This is a genomic window from Staphylococcus sp. Mo2-1 (genome assembly GCF_046721385.1).
GTDB classification, from domain to species: Bacteria; Bacillota; Bacilli; order Staphylococcales; family Staphylococcaceae; genus Staphylococcus; species Staphylococcus equorum_A.
The window spans coordinates 2,559,891-2,585,496 of the sequence record NZ_JBEUUK010000001.1; the positions used below are offsets into that span (position 1 = coordinate 2,559,891).

Here is a 25,606-nt window from a genome sequence, read left to right on the forward strand (position 1 = left end):
TTTTTGCTAAACTTGTGTAATAAAATATATTAGGAGGCTTATCCTTGGCAAACGTATTATTTATCAACTCAGGATCACCCGGACATTTTAATCCAACTATTGCAGTATGTAAAGAACTCGTTGAACGCGGTGAAAACGTCGTTTATTATATATGCGATAAATATAAAGAGAAATTAGTCGGTACAGGTGTAGAAGTACGCACGTTACCTACTGATGCTATACTCGATCGTTTTAGATCTTATGGTCAACATCATTTATATAATGTAATGAACGGTTTATTGAAAACTGCGGATATCATTGTGCCTCAAATTTTAGAAGAAACGAAAGATGAGCATTATGATTATATGATTCACGATTCTATGTTTAGTTGTGGTCATATCATTGCGCAAAAATTAAATATCCCTTCAATATCTTCTATTACATCATTTGCACATAGTAAACAAAGTTTTAATGCATTTACAGAAAAATTAACAACAATGGTTGATGCCAATGAAATTAAACAAGCAGATGAAACATTTAATGAATTGAAACAACATCTTGAATCTACATATAACGTTGAGGTGCCCTCACGCTTTGAAGTGATGAATAATCCTGGAGATTTTAACTTATGTTATGTAATGAAAGGTTTCCAAATGAATTATGACCTGTTTGATGCGCAACGTTATGTCTTTACTGGTCCTTCAGTCATTCAACCGCAACCCTCTGGATTTATGGATGACATTGATCAAACACGACCAATCATTTACATTTCTTTAGGAACTATTTTTAATCAAAATATCGCTTTTTTCAATAAATGTTTTAAAGCATTAGCAGACATCAACGCATCAGTCGTTGTTTCTATCGGTGAAACAAACCATCTCAACGATTTCGATGAAGTACCGGATAATTTTATAATTAAAAATTATGTACCACAAACTGAGTTATTACAGCATACAGCGTTATTCTTAACACATGCGGGCATGAATAGCACGAACGAGGCTATGATGATGAATGTGCCAATGCTAGCCTTCCCACAGAGCGCAGACCAACCTATGGTAGCTAAACAGATTGCAGACTTAAATTTAGGTCATCACATTGATGCTGAGACCATTACGCCTGAACAATTAAACTGTGCTGTATCAGAAATGTTAGAAAATCAAATGTATTATCAAAGACATATCGAAAAAGTAAAAAACGTGCAATCTGTCGATGAAGCGGGTTATGCATATGCAGTAGATCAAATACTCGCTTTTCGCAATAAAGTTTGCCAATTCAATTAAATAACAATTATTTATAAATAAAAATACCTTGTAGACGCACCCTTAATGGTGAACGCTACAAGGTATTTTTTCATCATTAGATTAGCGACCTAACTTGGTATTACTTTCCTACCATAAAGATTTTAATAAGTTTGTTTGATTACGGTCTGGACCTACTGAGAAGATTGAAATCTTCACATCACATAGCTCAGAAATACGTTCTAAATATCTACGTGCATTTGAAGGTAATTCTTCTAATGAACGACAACCTGTAATATCTTCAGTCCAACCTGGTAGTGTTTCAAAGATTGGTTTACAACGATTTAAGTCTTTCAAGTTTGCTGGGTATTCAGTAATTTCTACGCCGTCTAATTCATAAGCTGTACAAATTTTCACTTCTTTAAGACCAGTCAATACATCAATAGAGTTGATTGATAAGTCTGTGATACCACTTGCACGACGAGAATGACGTAATACGACTGAGTCAAACCAACCGATGCGGCGTGGACGACCAGTTGTTGTACCGTATTCACGGCCAACTTCACGGATATGGTGACCATCTTCATCGAATAGTTCTGTTGGGAAAGGACCATCACCTACACGAGATGTATATGCTTTACATACACCGATAACTTTAGATACGAATGTTGGACCAACACCGCCACCTACAGTAACGTTACCTGCTACTGGGTTACTTGAAGTTACATATGGGTATGTACCGTGATCAAGGTCTAACATAACGCCTTGAGCACCTTCAAATAATACTTTTTCTTCTGCTACAAAGGCATCATCTAATACTTTAGCAGTGTCTACTACGAAAGGTGCGATACGTTGCCCTGCAGCGTAATATGTTTCAAAGATTTCATCAAAAGTTGGGCATGCTTTACCAAACATACCTTTGAAGTAATCATTTTTATATTCAATGTTATTTTTTAATAATTGTGCAAATGTTTCTTTGTCCAATAAATCTGCCACACGGATACCGATACGTTGCGCTTTATCTACATAAGCTGGGCCGATACCTTTTTTCGTTGTGCCAATTTTATTGTCTCCACGGCGTTCTTCTTCATATTCATCTTGTTTTAAGTGATAAGGTAAAATAACTTGTGCACGATTAGAAATACGTAAATTATCTGTTGAAATACCTCGTTCATTTAAAGCATCTAATTCTTTTAATAGTGCAACTGGATCTACGACTACACCATTACCAATCACTGATAATTTTTCTTTATAAAAAATACCAGATGGTACTAAGTGCAATTTATAAGTTTCTCCACCAAATATAATTGTGTGGCCCGCATTATTACCGCCTGAAAAACGTGCAATAACATCTGCTTGTTCTGCTAGAAAATCCGTAATTTTACCTTTACCTTCGTCTCCCCATTGTGTCCCAACGACTACTATTGATGACATATGAGCACCTCCAAGTTTTTCTCAATTAACCAATGAGTATTCTACCAATACCACAACGATATTGCAAACAAAAATCGAACATTGATTTTTCGTCATTTTTCTAATTCTCATCAATATTCAAACGCTCCAATAAATGTGATAAACATAGTAACACCAATGTTTTCATTGTATTTTACATTAAAAAAAGATACATACTTACATTATGATTCAAGAATAAAATACAAACAAAAACCGTACAATAAAACAAAAGTTTGTATTATTGTACGGAAAAATTAATTTTATCTTTTTTCTAACCCATCATATCCGCATGGGCATAATCTATATCTGTAAACTTATTATATTGTTTCATAAAGTGAAGCTTCACAGTTCCTGTAGGACCGTTACGTTGTTTGGCAATAATAATTTCGATATCACCATTATCATCATTCGTTTGTGGTTCATAGTTCGTGTCATCATCGTCTTCTTCATCTTCGCCTTGATTGTAATAATCATCACGATAAAGGAAGGCAACGATATCGGCATCTTGCTCAATCGAACCAGATTCACGTATATCACTCATCATTGGTCGTTTGTCCTGACGTTGTTCAACGCCACGTGATAGCTGACTTAGTGCGATTACGGGACACTCAAGTTCTCTGGCAATTGCTTTTAATGTACGAGAAATCTCAGAAACTTCTTGTTGTCTGTTGTCTGAAAAACGTGAACCACTACCTGAAATTAATTGTAGATAGTCGATCACTATCATGTCTAGGCCGTGCTCTTGTTTCAAGCGGCGACATTTCGAACGAATATCTGTAATACGGATACCTGGTGTATCATCAATAAATATCTTCGTACGCGATAATTTACCTACTGCAATTGTAAAACGATTCCAGTCTTCTTCAGTCATTGCACCTGTTCTTAATCGGTTGGAATCGACGTTGCCCGAACTACAAATCATACGTGTCGCTAATTGGTCAGCACCCATCTCAAGCGAGAAGATACCAACTGAATAATTACGTTCATTTGTAGCTACTTTCTGCGCAATATTAAGCGCGAAGGCAGTCTTACCTACAGAAGGACGAGCAGCTAAAATAATCAAATCATTACGGTTAAACCCTGCTGTCATCTGGTCTAAATCACGATAACCTGAAGGAATACCTGGTGTCTGACCACTGTTTTGATCTAATAATTCTGCCGTCTCGTATACTTCACCAAGTACGTCTCTAATGTCTTTGAATCCATCACTTTCACGTGTGGATGATAATTCTAATATGCGACGTTCCGCGTCGTTTAGTATTACATCTAGTTCCAGTTCATCATTGTAACCATCATTCGCAATACTATCAGCTGTTTGTATTAATTTACGCTTGGTTGCGTGTTTAAACACGATTTCTGTATAGTACTGAATATTACGTGTGGTTGGCACATTACTAGATAGTTCAGCTAGATATTGTGGACCACCCGCTTCATTCAATCGTCCTTCTTGTGACAATTGATCCATGATTGTTACCACGTCAATATCTTTGTTGTCTTCGTTGAGGTTCATCATGGCTCTAAAGATGTGTTGATGTGCACCTCTATAAAAGGACTCAGGAAGTAATACTTCCTGAGTTGTGTTGATCAATTCTGGATCTATGATAATGGCACCTAAGACAGACTGCTCAGCCTCATTACTGTGTGGCATTTGATTTTGTTCATACATTCCATCCATTACGATTACACCTCATATCTCAATCCGTTATTATTGTTCAACTGTGTGTACACGAATAGTACCTTCGACTTCTTTGTCTAATTTAACTGGCACGTTTGTGTAACCCAATGCATGGATACCATTTGGTAAGTCCATTTTACGTTTATCAATCTTGATGTCGTGTTGTTTTTGTAATGCTTGCGTGATTTGCTTTGTACTTACTGAACCAAATAATTTGCCGCCTTCACCTGTTTTAGCAGATACTTCGACTTCAATATTACTTAATTGTTCTTTCAATTGTTTAGCGTCTTCAATTTGTTGTTGACGCTCAGCTTCAACTGCTTTATTTTTTTGTTCTAATTGTTTTAAGTTACCTGGTGTTGCTTCCACCGCATAATTTTTCTTTATTAAGAAGTTATTTGCACATTAACTGCACCAAGTGAGCGGGCAGACATACCTATGAGATTATCTTCTCGTCTCGCTATTACATATGAAGCCTCTACACCATCTAAACTTAACAGTTCATCGGCAGCTTGTGCAACTGTAACAGGATGATAGATTTTGTCATTAGAGCCATGGGCAATTGCTACCCCATTCTCTTGCAGTTTCACCGTTTGAATCAACTCAGTACGATTGATATACGTATCAAGATCATCTTTCAAGAAATGCTGAGTCAATATCGTATCGGCACCATGTGCACGTAAATAACTTGCGGCATCAAATGTTCTAGACCCTGTACGCAATGTAAAGTTACGTGTATCTACGATGATACCAGCAAACATAACTGTTGATTCTAAACGTGTCAGACGTTGTTCTGTCGGTTGATACTCTAGTAATTCTGTAACAAGTTCAGCTGTCGAACTTGCATAAGGTTCCATATATATAAGCAATGGACTAGAGATAAAGCTTTCACCACGTCTATGATGATCAATCACGACTTTACGGTTTGCTTTATTTAAAATATTTTCATCAATGACCATTTCAGGTTTATGCGTATCTACGATGACTAATGTAGTCTTAGATGTCATAATATCCCATGCTTCATCTGAAGTAATGAAACGATCTTTTAGTTCTGGCTTTTCATTTACTGCATCCATGACACGACGTAACGTTGGATCGATATCTGATTCATTTAATACAATGTAGGCATCTAAATTATTCATCATTGCAAAACGGGATACACCAATTGCCGCACCGATTGCATCTAAATCAGGACGTGTATGTCCCATAATGATTACTTTGTCGCCTTCCATCAAGATATCTTTTAAAGCATGTGAAATCACTCGTGCTCTTACACGTGTGCGTTTCTCCATTGGGTCAGTCTTACCGCCATAGAAGCGTACATTACCATTCATGCTCTTAATCGCTACTTGGTCGCCACCACGACCGAGCGCTAAATCTAAGCCTGACTGAGAAAGTTCACCCAGGTCGACGAGATTTTCAGAACCTTCACCGACACCAACACTTAATGTAAGTTGGGCACGGTAACCAACACTCTTTTCACGGAGCTGACTTAAAATACTAAAATTAGATTCTTCGATATCTTTTAAAATACGTTGATTCAAGTACGCCACAAATTGATCAGAACTATAACGTTTGAAATAAATGTTATATTCTGTTGCCCATCTACTGATTACACGTGTAACCATAGAGTTGATTTCTGATTTTTGTGTATCGTTCATATTTTGAGTGATTTCATCGTAGTTATCTAAGAATAGTGTCATGATAATCGGTTTAGATTCTTCATATAATTCTTGCGTCTGAATTTCTTCTGTAATATCAAAGAAGTATAAAACATGTTCTTTTTCAGAATAGCGAACACGATAATGGTATTCATTTTCTTTAATTTCAATTTCTTGTGTTTTTTCTAATTGCTTTAAGATATTAGGATATACTTCGTTTACTGGGTCGGAAATGACATTACGATCTAATCGTTCCGACATAAAATGGTTCATCCACTCTATGTTTTCATTTTCGTCTAAGATAATCATCCCAATAGGTAAATTCTTAATTGCGATGTTGCTACCTTCAGAAATATGACCACTCAGATCATCTACATAGCTATCTAGTTTTTGTAAAGCTTGTCTTACCAAAAATACTGTCCCTATAATTATAACCACTAAGACAATCGCAGCGATGCCTGCCATAATTTGGTTGAAAACGAACCATATTACAACAAGCGCAATTGCTGTGAGCGCCATTATGATAAATGGCAAGAGCAAGGCTTTTTTAGTGGATTGACGATTCATTTTTCCACCTCAAATCATTTTTTAATGATACGTTTTAAGTTAATACATAAATCTATAACACCCAGGAGGCTTACAATATGTGTAAGTGGCATTAGAATTGTCCCTATTGCCATTAAAATCACAGTAAGTGTGAGCGGCATTGATTTTGCCTTTCCGAAAAAGTGAATCACACTTAACCCCTGAATATACATACATAATGATAACACAATTTCGAAGTTTAATACGATACTTTGGAACGCACTCGGTTCGGCAGTAAACATAACACAAAGTAGGACAATCATATACATCCATAGCAATGAACGCTTCATTTGCCACGCATATAATGGTTTGAATATTGGTGTAGCAATTTTGAATTTACGTAAAATTGGAAAAGTAACTAGTAAATTGATTAATATAAGTATAAATACTGCAATGATTACATAACTTGGTAATTGAACTGATAATTGACGGAATGTTTCTTCAAACATTTGTTTATAATCTGCACCAACACCTGCATTAGAAATATAATAATGTATTTGATCTTTCACAGGTTTCATTAATGTTGTTGATGTTGGTATTTTATCAAATGTTTGTAATGCCATAAATGCAATTAACGAGATCATACTCACGTATGTAGTTGTAATATAAAGTATACGCTCTTTAGATGTACGTTCTTTTAATAATTGGCCAACAACGAAACTCACTAAGAGTACGAGGACCATGATACTTAATACGAATATATTACCTAATAAAGTTGTTAAAACAACTGTTACGACTGCTGTTAAACCAAATGATTCTACAGACTTATGCCATAAAATAATGCCTGGAATTGTCGCAAACAAACTCAATACAAGCCCAAGCGGTGGTAATATATGTAAAGCTAAAGCTACTACGACTAGCGTGATTATACTAAGTATAGTTGCCTTAGGATATATTTTTGAAAACAAATTCGCCACTCCCATACTATTTTTGACTATAACTTTTATTTTAACCTCTTTAAAACTTTTATACAATTATTGCCAACTCATTTCTATAGAAGTTAAACATACGCTACACATTCAACTATTCGAAGATAAACTAATATTCATCCTTTCAGTTGATATTGAGACAGCTAAATCCCCTATTACTTCACAAGATCACAGCTATTTCCATGTGTTTTCCCAGAAAAAATAGGACCTACAAAGCAGTCAGTCTACTTTGTAGGTCCTATTGGTTATTCTGATTCTGCTGTGTCGTCCTAAATTTAACATTCTATAGTACAGTCACGCTCATTTACGCTTGATTTTATAAACCTTTAAGAAATGGTATAAATTAGGTGCCCAATCATTAAAATTAACTAAAAACCCATCATGCCCTACATTGTCAGGTACAAAGAAATGTTTATGGTATTTGAATCGTTGGCCAACTGCATAAACAAGATCATCAGGATAAAGTAAGTCATCCGCAAAGCCCATTGTCATAATCTTAGTATCCAGTCTGCTGAACACTTCGTCCACGTCATCACGCCCTCTATCCACATCGTGGCTGTCTAAGACGTCAAGCAGTGTTAAATAACATGCATAACTAAAGTGTTTCATAAACTTATCGCCTTGGTGCCTTTGATATGCAACCACTTGATCTGGCGAGAAGCGTTGTTCATAACTTTTAGACGAACGGTATGTTAAGAAGCCGAGTTGTCTTGCGATACTCATACCTTGTTCATGGTCTAAATGAATCGCTTGTCTCGCAATTTCATTAAATGCACGACTATATGAAGATGTTCTCTGTGTAGCGACAAGTATAACTGCTTTATCAACCTCAAATTTACGGTTATATAATAACTCTACTGCTTGCATGCCACCTAAAGAGCCACCTATAAGTATATTAATACGTTCAAAGCCTAAATGCTCAATACCTAATTCAATTGCACGCACAATATCACGCAAAGTCAGTTGTTCTGGGAAGTCTTCATCCGTAAGCGCAGAACTAGAGCCAAATGGACTACCAATTACATTGAAAGTTAAAAACTGATAATCATTAATCGGCATATAACCACCATCAATAATACCTCTCCACCATCCAGGTTGTTCATTTGTGCCATATGTTAAGTGATTTCCTGTCAAAGCATGACACACGACCACAAGAGGTTGACCTTTCAATCCAACATGTTCGTAACGTAATTTTAAGTTTGAGATCGTTTCTCCTGACTCTGTTGTAAATGGTCCTAATTCTAATGTATCAACCGTATAATTCGTCATGACTTACCTCCTACTTAGTAAAAAAACTCCTCACTATTCAATAAGTAAGAAGTTGAAAATTACTTATCATTCGACTATATCGTTGGTTTTAGCACCGTACTTTATTTAGCCGGTTGCTGAAGCATCATTGGGCCAAATCCCTTAGCTTCTCGAAATAAGATTTATTTTAATTGTATTGCACTACATTACTACTATTGATGTTCCAACAATCCATTCATTTTTAAAAAATGTCGGAATTTTCTAATTATTGTCATTCTAACGGATAAAATGATTTACATCAATGAAATAATTAAAATACCCATCTTAATGCGACCATAATAATAATGCCACCTATGATTGTAATTGTTAAACTACGTGTGATAACTGCAATCACTATTGTCGGGACCATCGTAATTAGAAACGGCACATTAATGCTATAACCCATCATGCCATCTTGTTGTTCAATCAAACCATCAATAACTAAAGCAGTAAATAACGTGATTGGTATAAACGACAACCATTTTACAACTCTTTCAGATAGTTTAATTTTAGATATAAGTAAAAACGGTATAATCCGTGTAAACCATGTCACAATACCACAAAGCAAAATAATAATAAGCATATGCGTCGTTGTTGTCATCGTTCCATCACCACCCCGAGTCCAGCTGCTACCGTAGAAGCAAGAATAATTGCCACGTAAGACGGCATAAAGAGACTTAGAAGAAGCATCATCACAATTACAGTAATGATCAATACAAAATACGTCTTGATGCGAGAGCGTTGAACTGATTCAAACTGTGACACAGCTAAAAAGATAAACATCGCGACAATAGCGAAATCTAAACCTAACGTCTCTGGGTTGTTTATGTATTTTCCAAATATAGCACCAATAACACATGCAAATGTCCAAAACAAATAAGCTGTGATATTTAAACCATATAACCAACGATCGTTAATTTTTTCTCCTTTAAGATGTGGCGTAATTGCTACACCAAACGTTTCATCTGTAATAAGCGTTGAAAGTCCTATTCGATTTAATAAGCCGTATGATTGGTAACTCGGTGCAAGCGTCATACTTAGTAGAAACATTCTGGAATTTACGATAAATGCTGTTAACACAATCGCAGAAATCGGTGTACCTGCGATGACTAATGCACAAATGATGAATTGTGCAAGCACCAAGATATACAAGTAAGCAGAGTAAGATAATTTCAAGCAAACTAAATCCTGAGGCTACAGCAACAATTCCAAAAGACAGCCCTACCCCAGCGTATCCTAATAATGTAGGAACACATTCTTTCACACCTTGCTTAAAAGTTACATGCGCTTCCATTACCTCACTCCTTTCATTTTTAATTTTAAAAAACAATAGCTTAAGTTTAATATAAATTAGGCGTTATATTCAATCACTTTAGCATTCCGTTTGTGTGACGGAAGACAACCCTCTGTTTTAAAAATCTTATTTATCAACGTTTTAAACTTTTCTGAATCTTATGAAATATTTTAGACTTACCTGTTATTTTTCACATGAAAAACCATTGATGTTACTTACATAATTTTATAAATCCACTTAATTTTACCCCTCCCCTACCCCACCTCGATATAAATAAAGAGCGCAACAAAGGTCTTTGCTACGCTCTTTTAGCCATACTTATTTAATTTTATTTTACAGGACGGATCTCTGTTTTACCGCCCATAAATGGAACTAAAGCATCAGGTATTGTAATAGAACCATCTGCGTTTTGATAGTTTTCAACGATTGCCGCAAATGTACGTCCCACTGCTAACCCACTACCATTTAGTGTATGCACTAATTCTGGTTTAGCATTTTTATCACGTTTGAAACGGATATTCGCACGACGCGCTTGGAAGTCAGTTATATTTGAACATGAACTAATTTCCTTATAATCATTATAGCTTGGTAACCAAACTTCTAAGTCATATGTTTTACTAGCTCCAAATCCAATGTCACCTGTACACAGATTCACACGACGATAAGGTAGCACAAGTTCTTCTAAAATCGCTTCTGCATGATTTGTCATTTCTTCAAGCGCATCCCAAGAATCTTCTGGTTTTTCAAAACGAACCATTTCAACTTTATCGAATTGATGTAATCGAATCAGACCTCTTGTATCACGTCCGGCTGAACCCGCTTCACTACGATAACATGCTGATTGTGCTGTGAATTTAGCTGGTAAGACATCAGGACCTATAATTTCATTACGGTAATAATTCGTTAACGGTACTTCAGCTGTTGGAATTGTGTACAGCCCTTCTTTTTCAATTTTGAATAAATCTTCTTCAAATTTAGGTAATTGACCTGTTCCATACATTGAATCAGCGTTTACTAATTGTGGTACCATCATTTCTGTATAACCATGCTGTGTTGTATGTTTCGTTACCATATAGTTCATTAACGCTCTTTCTAATTGTGCACCTTCACCAGTTAAGAAGACAAATCTAGCACCTGATACTTTAGCACCACGTTCAAAGTTAGCCATTTTTAAATCTTCTACAAGATCCCAATGTGCTTTTTCTTCAAAATCAAAGTTTCTTGGTGTGCCCCAACGTTTAAGTTCTACGTTTTCTTCATCTGACGCGCCTACAGGAACATCATCTTGAATTATATTCGGAATACGAGATAATTTATCATTAAGATCTCTGTCTGTTTGGTTTAAATCGTCATCTAAGACTTTAATTTCATCTCCAAGTTTACGCATCTCTGCAATAACGTCATCTGCATTTTCTTTATTACGTTTTTTCTGAGCAATCTCTCCACTTACTTTGTTACGTTGCGCTTTCATTTCTTCAGCTTGGCTAATTAATTGGCGACGTTTTTCATCTAATGCTAAAATATCGTCAACTACTTGGACATCCATACCACGCTTTGTTACTTTTTCTCTAACTAAATCAGGTTCGTTACGGAATAATTTAATGTCTAACATATCGCATTCATCCTTTCAATTTTTAAAAATGTTTGGATAATAACACAAAAAAGACCACATCCCCTCTACAAGGGACGTGGTCTACGTGTTGCCACCCTATTTAACAGCCTAATGAGGTCGCACTCTCCATAAATAACGGCCAAAGCCGATTGTTCTTCTAATAGTAGGTAGATTCACACTAACGTTGATTACTTGTTCACACCAACCACAAGTTCTCTGAAACCAAACAATTAATACTACTTAGCCTACGAACAATAACTTATTAACTTGTTTTAAATATAGCAAATAACCTTATATTTTTCAAGAGTGACAGTGCTGACGTCTATTATATCTCATTCATATACGCAGTATCGTGTAAATATTGCGATACCGTCGCGATATCTTTATGAAATTGTCTATCTTCTGTGATTGAAGGTATGATTTGGCGTAACGTTTGATATTTTTCATACGTTTTTGGTGATAGCTTATCAATATCTTTATATTCTACAGCTTGTAATGCAATAATCGTCTCTATCGCTAAGACACGTCGTGCATTCTCAACCATCATATAACCGTGACGAGAAGCGATCGTTCCCATAGATACATGATCTTCTTGATTCGCTGACGACGGTATAGAATCGACACTGGCTGGATGTGCAAGTGTTTTATTTTCTGAAACTAAACTTGCTGCCGCATATTGCATAATCATTGCACCACTTTGTAAACCTGGTTGTGGACTTAAAAATGCAGGTAAGCCATTATTCAATTGTGGATTCACAAGTCTTTCTAGTCGACGTTCTGAAACATTAGCCAGTTCGCTGACTCCTAATTTTAAGAAATCTAAGGCAAAAGCAATCGGTTGTCCGTGGAAATTACCACCTGATATCACTAGTGTTTCATCATCTTCATCAAATATAAGTGGATTATCATTTGCGAGCATTCATTTCAAATTCTAGTTTTTCTTTAACATAATTGAACACTTGGAAACTTGCCCCATGAATTTGTGGGATACAGCGTAAAGTATAAGCATCTTGCACGCGTACTTCACCTTGTGTCGTTGTTAACTCAGAACCTTCTAACCAATCTAGCATACGCGCAGCTACATCAATTTGTTCTTGGAAGTTACGTGCTTTATGTACCTTTTCATTGTAAGCATCTGTAATACCATTGAGTGCTTGATGTGTAAGTGAAGCAATCCATTCTGCTTGATAGCCTAGACTCTCTGCTTCTATATAGTTAATTACACCCTGGGCAGTCATCGCCTGTGTACCGTTAATTAGTGCTAGCCCTTCTTTTGCTTGTAATTCTAGTGGTTTACGTTTCAAGTTATTTAAGACATACCGACTGTCTACCTCTTCACCTTGGTAAAACACGTTACCTTCTCCAATCAAGGCCAATGCTAAGTGAGATAATGGTGCTAAATCTCCAGAAGCACCAAGTGAGCCTTGTTGAGGAACTACTGGCACAATTCTATTATTAATGAAGTATACGAGCTGTTCTACTAAATCTACTGTAGTACCAGAATGTCCTTTAAGTAGGGTATTTAATCTTAATACCATCATCACTAATGACACTTCCTCTGAAAATGGGTCCCCCATACCACACGCATGAGAACGGATAAGATTCACTTGTAATTGATTATATTCCCCTTCATCAATACGCACATCACTGAACAAACCAAAACCTGTTGTAATACCATAGACTGTCTCTTTATTCGCTATAATATTCTCTACTGTTTGACGGCTCTGCTTTACACGTTCAAAAGCTTCTTCAGTCACTTCCACCGTATCTTTCTCGTATAAAAATTTCTTGATATCTTCAATTGTAAGCATTTCTCCATTTAATTGTAATGTCATTTCTCCATCTCCCTACTTATGAATTTAATTCGATTAATTCGAGTATACGCTTACATTTTCAGCAGAACAATAGCTTTTGACACATCCGTAACATGGTATCAAATCACTGTTTTAATAGGGTAAAGGAGCATTAATCTTCATTTTAGAAAAGTTAATAATTTCTTAACAGGTTTACCTATTGACTTAAATGCAATGCGGGTTTATTATTTTCTATTGTATTAAAAAACAGTTTAAAAATTTCGAAAATAAAAACACTTCAATAGATAGCAATATTTTGCACACATAATTGAAGATTTTAAAGTAGATTTATAATTACTTTGGTAATTTTAAACTCTGACTTTTACGCATATTATTCAAAAATCAATAGCGTTAAATTATCATGAATTTTAAAAGGAGGTTTCAATATGGAAACTTTATCATCGGTAAGCATTCCTAAACGTGAAGATGATACACATAAAGGTGATTATGGCAGAATCCTTTTAATTGGAGGTAATGCTAACTTAGGTGGCGCGATTATGCTTGCGGCGCGTGCATGTGTTTATAGTGGCAGTGGACTAATAACAGTAGCTACACATCCAACGAACCATGCCGCACTATATTCTCGTTGTCCTGAAGCAATGGTTATTGATATTAATGATACAAAAATGTTAACAAAAATGATTGAAAACACAGATTGTATCTTAATCGGTCCTGGCTTAGGTTGTGATTTCAAAGGTAATAACGCAATTACATTCTTACTACAAAATATCCAACCGCATCAAACGCTAATCGTAGATGGAGATGCTATAACGATTTTCAGTAAATTGAAACCTGAAATACCTGCTTGTCATGTCATTTTCACACCACATCAAAAAGAATGGGAACGTTTAAGTGGTATTCCTATTGAGGAACAAACATATGAACGCAATCGTGAAGCGGTAGATCGTATCGGAGCAACTATTGTCCTGAAAATGCATGGTACGGAGATTTATTTCAAAGATAAAGATTATAAATTACCAATCGGTACGCCCGCTATGGCGACTGGAGGCATGGGTGACACCCTAGCTGGAATGATTACGAGTTTCGTCGGGCAATTTGATGACACTCAGGAAGCTGTCACAAGTGCAACATACGCACATAGCTTCATTGGTGAACAGTTAGCAGAGAAAATGTATGTCGTTCCACCATCAAGACTTATAAGCGAGATTCCACATGCAATGAAATCATTAGAAAGTTAACTTATAACGAAAAAAGACCTACCTTAGTGAGGTAGGTCTTTTTATATGTGTATTTATCTTTAATCAAAGATTATTCTTCTTCGTTGTCGTCGCTATCTGCATTATCGATATCTTCGTTAACACGATCCATAAAGTCTTCTCTTACTTCTTTACGGCCATCTTCTTCAGAGTTGTCATCTTCAACTTCTGTATGGATACCATTACCTGGTGTGTTATCTTCTACAACCGCTTCATCACTTGATGACGCATCTTGTGATTCAGAATCCGTTGTTTGGGCATTTGTTAAACCTGATTCAGTTGTTCCAGATTCTTCAGTTGCTTCAACTTCTTCTTCATCTTCTTCGTTTACTATAGCTACAGTAGATACAAATTGATTATCATCTAATTTGATTAATCTCACACCTTGGGCCGCACGACCATTTTGTGAAATGTCATTTACATCAATACGAATAATAACACCAGAGTTTGTGACAACCATCAAGTCTTCTTCTCCTGTGACTGATGTTATACAAACAATATTACCATTACGCTCAGTAATCGTAGCAGTCTTAATACCTTTACCACCACGGTTTGATAATCTGTAATCTCCTACAGGTGTACGTTTACCGTAACCATTTTCAGTAACGACTAGGATTTCATCATCTTGTTCCGCTTTAGTAACATCTAAGCCGACAACTTTATCGCCTTCTCTAAGCGTAATACCTTTCACACCTGCTGCTGTACGACCAAGTGGACGTAATGCAGTTTCGTGGAAGCGAATTAATGACGCATGCGCAGTACCGATAAGAATATCAGTTTCACCGTCTGTAAGACGTACTGCAATCAATTCATCATCATCTTTAAAGTTGATAGCAATCTTACCGTTTCTGTTTATGCGTGAGAAGTTGCTTAACGCAGAACGTTTAACTCTACCTTTCAGTGTTGCAAATACAAGGTAATCTTCTTCACTTTCTAAATCTTTAACGGCAATCATTGTACTGATAGATTCATCACTATCTAACTCTATGGCATTGACTACTGGAATACCTTTAGACTGACGTGAGAGTTCTGGTACTTCATAACCTTTAAGTTTATAAACACGACCTTTATTCGTAAAGAATAAAACGTGATCATGCGTGCTTAACGTTACAAGTTGGCTAACGAAGTCTTCTTCGAGCGTATTCATACCTTGTACACCACGACCACCACGGTGTTGTGATCTATATGTTGAAACAGGTAGACGTTTAATATAGTTATTATGACTTAATGTAATAACAATTTGTTCTTCAGGGATTAAGTCTTCATCCTCAATATTATCAAGGCCACCAAGTTGAATTTCAGTTTTACGTTCGTCACCAAAACGATCACGAACATCAATGAGTTCATCACGCACGATTTGTAAAAGCTTTTCTTCATCTGCAAGAATTGCTTTTAACTCTTCAATATAAGCAATTAAATCATTGTATTCTGATTCAATCTTATCGCGTTCTAAACCAGTTAAACGTCTTAAACGCATATCTAATATTGCTTGCGCTTGGCGTTCAGTTAACTTAAATTGCTCTTGCAAGCTTGCCATCGCAATTTTGTCGTTATCTGATTCACGTATTACTCTAATGATTTCATCAATATGATCCAGTGCAATTCTTAAACCTTCTAAAATATGTGCACGGTCTAATGCTTTTTTCAAGTTGTATTCAGTACGTCTTCTTACAACTATTTTTTGATGATCTAAGTATTCAACCAATGCTTCTTTAAGCGTGATAAGTCTCGGTCTACCATTTACCAATGCAATCATGTTTACACCAAATGATGTTTGTAATGGCGTTTGTTTATACAAGTTATTTAGAACAACACTTGCGTTTGCGTCTTTACGAACATCAATTACGACACGTACACCTGTACGTAAACTTGTTTCATCACGTAAATCTGTAATACCTTCTATCTTTTTATCTCGAGCTAATTCAGCGATTTTTTCTATCATACGCGCTTTATTGACTTGATAAGGTACTTCAGTCACTACGATACGTTGACGTCCGCCACCGCGCTCTTCTATTTCAGCACGAGAACGCATTATAACTGAACCACGTCCAGTTTCAAATGCACGACGGATGCCACTTTTACCAAGAATTAAAGCGCCTGTAGGGAAATCAGGACCTTGGACATCTTCCATTAATTCAGAAATAGTGATGTCAGGGTTATAACTTAAACTTAATACGCCGTTAATAACTTCTGTTAAGTTATGCGGTGGAATATTAGTAGCCATACCAACAGCAATACCCGAAGCACCGTTAACTAATAAGTTCGGGAACCTTGATGGTAAGACTGACGGCTCTCTTTCATTACCATCATAGTTATCTATGAAATCAATTGTATTTTTGTTAAGGTCTCTCAACATTTCAAGCGTGATTTTAGACATACGTGCTTCTGTATAACGCATCGCAGCGAGCACCATCACCATCCATTGAACCAAAGTTACCTTGACCATCAATTAAAGGATATCGATAGCTGAAGTCCTGCGCCATTCTTACCATTGCTTCATAAATCGATGAGTCACCGTGTGGGTGATATTTACCCATTACGTCCCCAACGATACGTGCAGATTTTTTATATGATTTGTCAGGTGTCATACCTTGTTCATGTAATCCGTATAATATACGTCGATGTACTGGTTTTAATCCATCTCTAACGTCTGGCAAAGCACGTGAGACAATAACGCTCATCGCATAATCTAAGAACGATTCGCGCATTTCATTGGTTATATTTCGTTCATTAATTCTTGATTCAGGTAGTTCAGCCATCAAGATATCCTCCTTCAAAAATTCAGTTCATTGTATTAGAAATCTAAGTTCGCATAGACTGCGTTATCTTCAATAAACTGTCTACGATTCTCAACAACATCGCCCATCAACATTTCAAATACTTGGTCTGCTTCTATCGCATCATCTAGTGATACTTGTAGTAACGCTCTGTGTTCAGGATTCATTGTAGTTTCCCACAATTGATCCGCATTCATTTCACCGAGACCTTTGTAACGTGAAATCGACCATTTTGGACTTGGGTCTAGTTCTTCTTTAAGCTTATCTAATTCACGTTCGTTAAACACGTAATATTTTTGTTTACCTTGCGTCAATTTGAAAAGTGGTGGTTGCGCAATATACACGTATCCCGCTTCTAATAACGGTCTCATAAAGCGATAGAAGAATGTTAAAAGCAATGTTCTAATGTGCGCGCCATCGACATCGGCATCTGTCATAAGGACAATCTTGTGATAACGTGCTTTACTTAAATCAAATTCTCCGCCAATTCCTGTACCAAAAGCAGTAATCATTGAACGAATTTCATTGTTATTTAGTATTCTATCTAATCGTGCTTTCTCAACGTTTAAAATCTTACCACGTAACGGTAAAATCGCTTGTGTTTCTGAATCACGGCCTGATTTTGTAGACCCTCCGGCAGAGTCACCCTCGACGATAAAAATTTCACTTCGAGACGGATCTTTACTAGAACAGTCTGCAAGTTTACCAGGTAGACTTGAGATTTCCAAAGCAGATTTACGACGTGTCACTTCACGTGCTTTTTTAGCCGCAAGACGTGCATGTGATGCCATAATACTTTTCTCAACGACAATACGTCCGACTTGTGGATTTTCGTATAAGAATCTTTCAAATAGTTCAGAGAATAATTTATCAACGACTTGACGCACTTCTGAGTTACCAAGTTTCGTCTTAGTTTGTCCCTCAAATTGTGGATCACTATGTTTGATAGACACGACCGCTGTTAAACCTTCACGTGTATCCTCACCTGAAAGTCGCTCTTTATCTTCTTTGATTATTTTACTGTTTATACCATAGCTGTTTAGCACACGAGAAAGGGCACGTTTGAATCCTTCTTCATGTGTACCACCTTCGTATGTGTGGATGTTATTCGCATATGTTAATAAGTTAGTTGCATAACCTTTGTTATACTGTAATGCGATTTCAACCTCAATATCATCTTTTGATTCATGTACATAAATCGGTTCATCATGAAGTGGTTCTTTCGTTTCATTCAACATTTCTACGTAAGATTTAATACCACCTTCATAGCGATAAGAGTCTTCTCTAACTTCCTCTTCACGTTCATCTCTTAACGTAATTGAAATACCTTTATTCAAGAAAGCAAGCTCTCTTGTACGTTGTTGTAACGTTTCATAGTGATATTCTGTAGTTTCAGTGAATATTTCAGAATCCGCTTTAAAACGAATTACCGTACCAGAAGCCTCATCAGTTTCTCCGATAACTTTCAAATCGAATTGCGGTATCCCTTTTTTATAGGCCTGATGATAAATTTGGTTATCTTTGTAAACGTACACTTCAAGATCTTCAGACAACGCGTTAACTACTGATGAACCTACACCATGTAAGCCACCAGATACTTTGTATCCGCCGCCGCCAAATTTACCGCCGGCATGAAGCACTGTCAAAATAACTTCTACAGCAGGACGTCCCATTTTTTCTTGAATACCTACTGGAATGCCTCGTCCGTTATCAGTAACTTTTATCCAATTATCTTTTTCTATAACAATTTCAACTTCGTCGGCATATCCAGCAAGTGCCTCATCGATACTATTATCGACGATTTCCCATACAAGATGATGCAAACCTCTTGCTGAAGTTGAACCTATATACATACCTGGTCGTTTACGAACCGCTTCTAGACCTTCTAATACTTGAATCTGACCAGCACCATAATCTTCCGTGTTGTTCACATCTGACAATGCTTCCACCTTCACTTTCTATTACTTTATAATTTCGCCTTGGTTAATGCGATAAAGTTTAGCGTTCTTCATAATTTCATGCTCTATACCGTCGACTGATGTTGTAGTTACAAAAGTCTGCACTTTATGTTGAATTGTGCTTAATAAATGCGATTGACGTGAATCATCTAATTCACTTAATACATCATCTAGCAATAAGATAGGGTACTCTCCTACTTCGATATTCATTAACTCGATTTCTGCGAGTTTTATCGATAAAGCAGTAGTCCGTTGTTGGCCTTGAGAGCCATACGTCTGAGCATCCATATCATTTACATTGAAACCTAAATCATCTCTGTGAGGGCCGTATAAACAAACGCCTCTATCTTTCTCACGTTCCATATTGTCATTGAGTAAAGTTAAGACTTCTTCTAAGCGTTCCGTCTCACTTTTCTCTTCATTGTCGAGTTTTATACTAGGCAAATATTTTAATGACAACGTCTCACGCTCGTCCGTTATTCCAGAATGGATAGGCTTAGCTAGTGATTCAAGTTCTTTAATAAAATGTTCACGTCTGAGCGTAATTTTGAGTGCATACGCTGCAAATTGTTGATTTAAGACATCTAGCATTGTGCTGTCTGTCTTTTGACCATATTGCAGTTGCTTCAAATAATTATTTTTTTGTTTTAAAATTCGCTGGTACTGGGACAAATCATTTAAGTATACTGCAGAAATTTGTCCAAGCTCCATATCTATAAATCTGCGTCTAATTTGTGGTGATCCTTTGACAATATTTAAATCTTCAGGCGCAAACAATACGACGTTCAAGTGACCAATATATTGAGTCAGTCTACTTTGTTCCAAGTGATTAATTTTAACTTGCTTACCTTTTTTGGTTATAAACATCGTTAAAGGCATTTCACCGTATCTATAACTAAGTTCACCTTCTATTTTAGCATAGTCCATACCGAAACGTATAAGTTCCTTGTCATTGGACGTTCTATGACTTTTAGCCAATGCTAATGTATAAATAGATTCAAGGAGGTTTGTCTTCCCTTGTGCATTCTCGCCAATCAATATATTGACCTCTGGATGACAATCAAGGGTAACTGAATCATAGTTACGATAATTTTCTATCTGGAGTGTCTTTAATCTCATTCTTCACCTTGATGTAAAATAACAAATGAACCGACTTCTGGTATGACAATGCTATCTTGATGGTTTAACTTTTTACCGCGACGTGTTTCACGTTCGTCATTTATCAAGACATCAAAATCTTGTAAGAACCATTTTGCTTGTCCGCCAGATTCGATAATACCTTCTGTCTTTAGAAATTGCCCTAAAGTAATGTCTCCATCAACGATTACCTCTTCAACCAAATCAATCACTCCGTTTCTTTTAAGCTCACTAATATATTATACCTTTTTTCACGAAAAATTTCATGTAAAATACAGCATGTAAGCGTATTCTTATAACTAATTTTCACTTCTTTTTAATAATTATGTACAAAGCCCGTTATAGCGGTTGTTTTACATGTAATATTATATCAAATTTCGAGTGATTTTATTCTGTTTTTTTGATTCTCTATCAATAAGTTCCAAATTTAATATGAAATTAGAGCAAGCATTTTTAATATGTGCGATTTAAAATGACATTTAAAGCGTGTTTTAGACGCGTTATAAAATTTTATTGAAATACCCTAACAATTAACAATAAATGCTTATATTTAATCGCTCAGTGCCTTTAAAAATGAAATATACCTCTTAAAATACTTCTGAAATTTATTTTTTTCGTAAAAAGTGTCCCCTGCTTTATTTATATACACGTATATAGACAAGCGATTACTTTTGAATTTAAAAATTAAAAGAAAAAACCCCAGACAAAATAAATTGTCTAGGGATAAGTTATTAAGTTCTAATATGTTCTGATTGGCAGAATTAATTGTGTTACTGAATCATCGTCTTTGGGTTTTAAAATAAATGGTTTCATTGTGCCAAAGAATTCTATTTCGACTTCGTCATTATCGATTGCTTTTAATGCATCCATCATATATTTCGAGTTGAATGAAATCTTCAAGTTACCACCATCAACGTTACTTGCTTTAACGTCTTCATTTACGGTACCAATTTCAGGAGATGTTGAAGATAATTCTACTAATTCATTACCAGTACTTAATTTAATAACGTTATTGCCGCCTTCACGTGCTAATAATGATGCACGATCGATTGCATGATAGAATTCACCGTTATTAATGCCTAATTTAATTTCGTAATTCTCTGGGAATAAACGAGATGTATCAGGATAATGACCTTCTAATAAACGTGAAATAAAGTTCACATTGCCAACTTTGAATAGTACTTGGTTTGATGCAAAGAAGATATCAATCTCTTCTTCACTATCTGTCATTATTTTATTTAACTCTGATAATGCCTTGCCTGGAATGATGACATTTTTATTTTCAGACTCGTCTTCTAATGCCACTTTTCTTACAGCCAAGCGGTGTGAATCAGTAGCCGTGCATATTAATTCACTATCTTGTATAAGCCAGTTAACACCAGTGAGTACTGGGCGTGTTTCTGAGGTGGACACTGCGAAATTCGTCTGTGCTATCACGTTTTTAAGTACTTTTACAGATAATTGAATTGCATCATCGCGAGAAACTTGTGGTAACAATGGGTATTGATCTGGATCTAAACCACTTAAGTTAAATTCAGAATGACCTGAAGTAATTAATGTTTGAAATTGTTCATTTGTAGAAAGTTTTACTTCTTTACCAGGTAACTTTTTAATGATGTCTACGAAGAAACGACCAGGGAGTACGACTGATCCAGTTTCTGCAACTTCTATAATGTCTTCACCATCAACTTGTTTAGGTATAGTGATTTCGATAGATATTTCTGAGTCAGAACCAGTAAGTATCACTTCGTTATTTTTAACTTCAATTTTTATACCAGTTAATATTGGTAATGTAGTTCTTGGTGAGATGGCTTTTAATGTGTCATTTAATTGAGCAATAAAATAATCTCTTCTTATTGTGAATTCCATCTAATTTTCAAACTCCTTCCAGTCGTTTATATATAAATTATATAGGTTTTAAATCAGTAGTAATAGTAGTAGGGCTTGTGGATTACGGGATAACTTATATGAATTCAGGTATGGCATTATTTAACGACTGTGGATAACTTGTGCACAGTGTGTATGACTTTTACACATTATCCACAATTCTCCAAAATTTATCGTTACTACGTTATTCCTCAATTTTCCTACAATTAATCTGTTATAGTACAGTTTTTTATTGATTTCTAATTTCTTTTTCCAAGTTTTCAAGTTCTTGTTTAAAAGTTGAATCACTACTTACTTCTTTAGCTATTTTCTCATGCGCATGAATAACAGTAGTATGATCACGGCCACCAAACTCTTCACCAATTTTAGGTAATGAGAAATCAGTTAGCTCACGTGATAAGTACATTGCAATTTGGCGCGGATAGGCAATGGATTTTGTACGTTTTTTAGCACTAAAATCTTCAATTCTCACGTTATAGTATTGTCCAACTATCTTTTGAATATCCTGAATCGTAATTTTTTTCGATTTTGGCGCTTGGATAATATCTTTTAACAGCTGCAAGCAGTTAATTCAGTTGTAATCGGTTGGCCTTGAAGTTTAGAAAATGCTAATACACGAGTGAGTGCACCTTCAAGTTCACGAATATTAGACTGGATTTGATTAGCAATATAAGTTAATGCTTCAGTTGGAATATTTAAATTTTCTTCTCCAATTTTTTTCTGCAAAATAGCCATTCTTGTTTCGTAATCAGGAGGCGTAATATCAACGATTAATCCCCATTCAAAGCGAGAACGCAAACGATCTTCTAATTTAGCAATTTCTTTCGGCGGTCTATCACTCGAAATAACAATTTGTTTGTTTGCTTGATGTAATTCATTAAAAGTATGGAAGAATTCTTCTTGTGTTTGCTCTTTATTTTGGATGAATTGAATATCATCTATTAATAAAACGTCAATATTACGGTATTTTTCTCTAAAACGCTCAGTTTTATTATCACGAATAGATTTAATAAATTCATTAGTAAATTTTTCACTAGACGTGTAAATAACTTTAGCATCAGGATTGTTTTCTAATACATAATGACCAATCGCATGCATTAGATGCGTTTTTCCTAAACCAACGCCACCATAAATGAAAAGCGGGTTATAGGCTTGAGCAGGTGCTTCGGCAACAGCGAGACTTGCCGCATGAGGAAATCTATTGCCAGGTCCGATCACAAATGTATCAAAAGTGTTGTGTGTATTGAATTGTTCGCCGCCAATGACAGCTTCATCTACACCCGGTGTATACTTTTTCTTTTGTGGAACGTCTGGATTCGTGTGTTGATTCTCACCTGATTTTAAACTCTCTAATTGATCTTCAGAATAGAAAACTGGCATAATTTCATGACCGATTGCCTCATATAATGCAGTTTGAATAATTTCAACATAATGCGTTTTTAACCAATTGGCAACAAATGGATCATCGATAACAACAATGGCTTCATCATTTTGCAATGAGTAAAGCTTAGTATCTTTAAGGAAAGTTTGATAGCTAGGATAACTTACTTTCTCTTGAGCCAAGGTTAGGACTTTTTCCCAAATTTCTTTTTCTGACATATGAATAAACTCCAACTTTCATAAATTTTAAAAGTTATACACAAAAACAACAGGTATAAATGAGACTAATCACAGCATGTTGATAATTATCCACAAGTTACACACAATCGGTGGATAACTATTTACTCGCTATGATTTATACACAGCTGTTTAGTATATAATTCAATAAAGTAAACCCTGTATCTATCAATATTTACATGACTTATCCACACAATTATACTTTTTAACAATGACCAATGTCAAATGACTGTGAATATGTTGTTAAAACGTAGATGAACTTGTTAATAACATATATATTATCCACAAAAATAGAAACCGTAACTGTGCATAAGTGGATAACTTTGAGGAATAAACAGTATAACAAAAATCGAACCATTTGTGAGCTTGGGAAATAATTTATAAAGATTGTATGGAAAATGTATAATGAAAAATGAAGGATAATGCGGATTGTTTTTTAGATAGTAATGTTTCTACTATAATAGGGGAGGTTAGGCAATTTATAATCCAACACTTCCTTATATGTAATTAAATTGGGAAGTATTTTTAAATTGCCTATAAAATTGCAAAGACTCAAATTGATGCTTGCTTTATAAAATATATTTTGTTATATTGTAGAAGTTGCTTGAATTATGACTAGAAATTAATAACAGTTAAATCAAGACTTAAGAGCAGAAGCGTATATTAATTTATCTATTATAATAGTTAGATAACCGAATAAAGATGGAGGTGTTTTTGCATGGTAAAACGTACTTATCAACCAAATAAACGTAAACATAGTAAAGTTCATGGTTTCAGAAAACGCATGAGCACAAAAAATGGTCGTAAAGTTTTGGCGCGTCGTCGTCGTAAAGGCCGTAAAGTACTATCAGCATAAGATCACTGACTCATCAGTGGTCTTTTTTTGGTTTTAATGAAGGAAAATGACAGGAAATTACGTTAATTTTCGTTAGTAATTTAAGAAAATTAATGATATAGATTAAACATATATATAACATAATACATCTAATGAAGAGATAAGTGAGTGATGGTTGGTGGAAAAAGCGTATCGAATTAAAAAGAATGGTGATTTTCAATTTATTTATAAAAAAGGGAAATCAGTCGCTAACAGACAATTTGTAGTATACACAAAACCCAACAAAAATTTAGAGCATTTCCGCTTAGGAATAAGTGTTTCTAAAAAAATAGGTAATGCTGTGGTTAGAACCCGTATTAAAAGAGCTATTCGTGAAAACTTCAAGATACACAAAGAAGATATGCTACCATTAGATATTGTGGTAATAGCGAGGCAGCCAGCTAAAGATATGGATACGCTACAAATTCAAGCGAGCCTTGAACATGTACTTAAAATAGCAAAGGCTTTTAATAAGCGCATCTAAGTAGGGTAGGGGAAGTGGTTGATTAGACTACCGTTAGTCTAACTTCAGACAACCCTAAGACTTACTGTGTATTTTTTCGATCAAGATATT

At 35.6% G+C, this 25,606-nt stretch carries 14 protein-coding genes, 6 pseudogenes and 1 riboswitch; of the genes and pseudogenes, 4 read left to right on the plus strand and 16 right to left on the minus strand.

What is annotated here, in order from left to right:
- Positions 1-44: 44 nt before the first annotated feature.
- Entirely contained in the window at positions 45-1,259 is a 1,215-nt protein-coding gene (locus ABLV95_RS13055) for a macrolide family glycosyltransferase (protein WP_460875947.1), read from the plus strand.
- Between the two features lie 108 nt (positions 1,260-1,367).
- Here the strand turns inward: ABLV95_RS13055 and ABLV95_RS13060 are convergent, their stop codons facing one another.
- The 10 genes and pseudogenes from ABLV95_RS13060 to hutH all read right to left on the minus strand — a co-directional run bounded on the left by ABLV95_RS13060 (position 1,368) and on the right by hutH (position 13,547).
- Positions 1,368-2,651 (minus strand): adenylosuccinate synthase, encoded by a 1,284-nt coding sequence (locus tag ABLV95_RS13060; RefSeq protein WP_069817310.1) that lies wholly within the window; start codon positions 2,649-2,651, stop codon positions 1,368-1,370.
- A gap of 289 nt (positions 2,652-2,940) precedes the next feature.
- Entirely contained in the window at positions 2,941-4,344 is a 1,404-nt protein-coding gene (gene dnaB / locus ABLV95_RS13065) for a replicative DNA helicase (protein ID WP_069817312.1), read from the minus strand.
- Positions 4,345-4,374: 30 nt separating this feature from the next.
- Positions 4,375-4,746: pseudogene (gene rplI / locus ABLV95_RS13070) on the minus strand (50S ribosomal protein L9); the annotation flags it as partial.
- Positions 4,737-6,572, minus strand: a pseudogene (locus ABLV95_RS13075) (DHH family phosphoesterase); the annotation flags it as partial. The pseudogenes ABLV95_RS13075 and rplI, both read right to left, overlap by 10 nt.
- Positions 6,573-6,586: 14 nt before the next feature.
- Entirely contained in the window at positions 6,587-7,513 is a 927-nt protein-coding gene (locus ABLV95_RS13080; protein WP_277580018.1) for a DUF2232 domain-containing protein, read from the minus strand.
- A 306-nt stretch (positions 7,514-7,819) separates the two neighbouring features.
- On the minus strand, positions 7,820-8,788 hold the full coding sequence (gene metX / locus ABLV95_RS13085; RefSeq protein WP_460872231.1) for a homoserine O-acetyltransferase MetX: 969 nt from the start codon (positions 8,786-8,788) through the stop codon (positions 7,820-7,822).
- Positions 8,789-8,848: 60 nt separating this feature from the next.
- A riboswitch (SAM riboswitch) is annotated at positions 8,849-8,949 on the minus strand.
- Between the two features lie 128 nt (positions 8,950-9,077).
- Entirely contained in the window at positions 9,078-9,407 is a 330-nt protein-coding gene (locus ABLV95_RS13090) for an AzlD domain-containing protein (protein ID WP_460872232.1), read from the minus strand.
- A pseudogene (locus ABLV95_RS13095) lies at positions 9,404-10,100 on the minus strand (AzlC family ABC transporter permease). The gene ABLV95_RS13090 and the pseudogene ABLV95_RS13095 overlap by 4 nt, the downstream one beginning before the upstream one ends.
- Before the next feature lie 328 nt (positions 10,101-10,428).
- A complete protein-coding gene (gene serS, locus ABLV95_RS13100; RefSeq protein ID WP_069826406.1) occupies positions 10,429-11,712 on the minus strand; it encodes a serine--tRNA ligase in 1,284 nt (427 codons plus the stop codon).
- 325 nt (positions 11,713-12,037) lie between these two features.
- Positions 12,038-13,547: pseudogene (gene hutH / locus ABLV95_RS13105) on the minus strand (histidine ammonia-lyase).
- Positions 13,548-13,951: 404 nt separating this feature from the next.
- Between hutH and ABLV95_RS13110 the strand changes: the two are divergent.
- Positions 13,952-14,764, plus strand: a complete 813-nt coding sequence (locus ABLV95_RS13110; RefSeq protein WP_427705683.1) for an NAD(P)H-hydrate dehydratase — start codon at positions 13,952-13,954, stop codon at positions 14,762-14,764.
- Positions 14,765-14,834: 70 nt separating this feature from the next.
- Here ABLV95_RS13110 and gyrA read toward each other — a convergent pair.
- The 6 genes and pseudogenes from gyrA to dnaA form a co-directional block, all read right to left on the minus strand.
- Positions 14,835-17,541, minus strand: a pseudogene (gene gyrA / locus ABLV95_RS13115) (DNA gyrase subunit A).
- Between the two features lie 35 nt (positions 17,542-17,576).
- Positions 17,577-19,508: a DNA topoisomerase (ATP-hydrolyzing) subunit B gene (gene gyrB, locus ABLV95_RS13120; RefSeq protein ID WP_176721542.1), complete on the minus strand. Its 1,932-nt coding sequence runs from the start codon at positions 19,506-19,508 to the stop codon at positions 17,577-17,579.
- Positions 19,509-19,520: 12 nt separating this feature from the next.
- Entirely contained in the window at positions 19,521-20,636 is a 1,116-nt protein-coding gene (recF, locus tag ABLV95_RS13125) for a DNA replication/repair protein RecF (RefSeq protein ID WP_069817336.1), read from the minus strand.
- Positions 20,633-20,866: a S4 domain-containing protein YaaA gene (gene yaaA / locus ABLV95_RS13130; protein ID WP_172793137.1), complete on the minus strand. Its 234-nt coding sequence runs from the start codon at positions 20,864-20,866 to the stop codon at positions 20,633-20,635. The genes recF and yaaA overlap by 4 nt, the downstream gene beginning before the upstream one ends.
- Before the next feature lie 526 nt (positions 20,867-21,392).
- On the minus strand, positions 21,393-22,523 hold the full coding sequence (gene dnaN, locus ABLV95_RS13135) for a DNA polymerase III subunit beta (RefSeq protein ID WP_002506215.1): 1,131 nt from the start codon (positions 22,521-22,523) through the stop codon (positions 21,393-21,395).
- Positions 22,524-22,770: 247 nt separating this feature from the next.
- Positions 22,771-24,140, minus strand: a pseudogene (gene dnaA, locus ABLV95_RS13140) (chromosomal replication initiator protein DnaA).
- Between the two features lie 736 nt (positions 24,141-24,876).
- Between dnaA and rpmH the strand changes: the two are divergent.
- Together rpmH and rnpA are read left to right on the plus strand one after the other, a co-directional pair.
- Positions 24,877-25,014 carry a 50S ribosomal protein L34 gene (rpmH, locus tag ABLV95_RS13145; protein ID WP_000240855.1) on the plus strand — a complete coding sequence of 46 codons (138 nt, stop codon included), beginning with the start codon at positions 24,877-24,879 and terminating at the stop codon, positions 25,012-25,014.
- A 157-nt stretch (positions 25,015-25,171) separates the two neighbouring features.
- Positions 25,172-25,516: a ribonuclease P protein component gene (rnpA, locus tag ABLV95_RS13150; protein WP_069817419.1), complete on the plus strand. Its 345-nt coding sequence runs from the start codon at positions 25,172-25,174 to the stop codon at positions 25,514-25,516.
- The last annotated feature ends 90 nt before the right edge of the window (positions 25,517-25,606 follow it).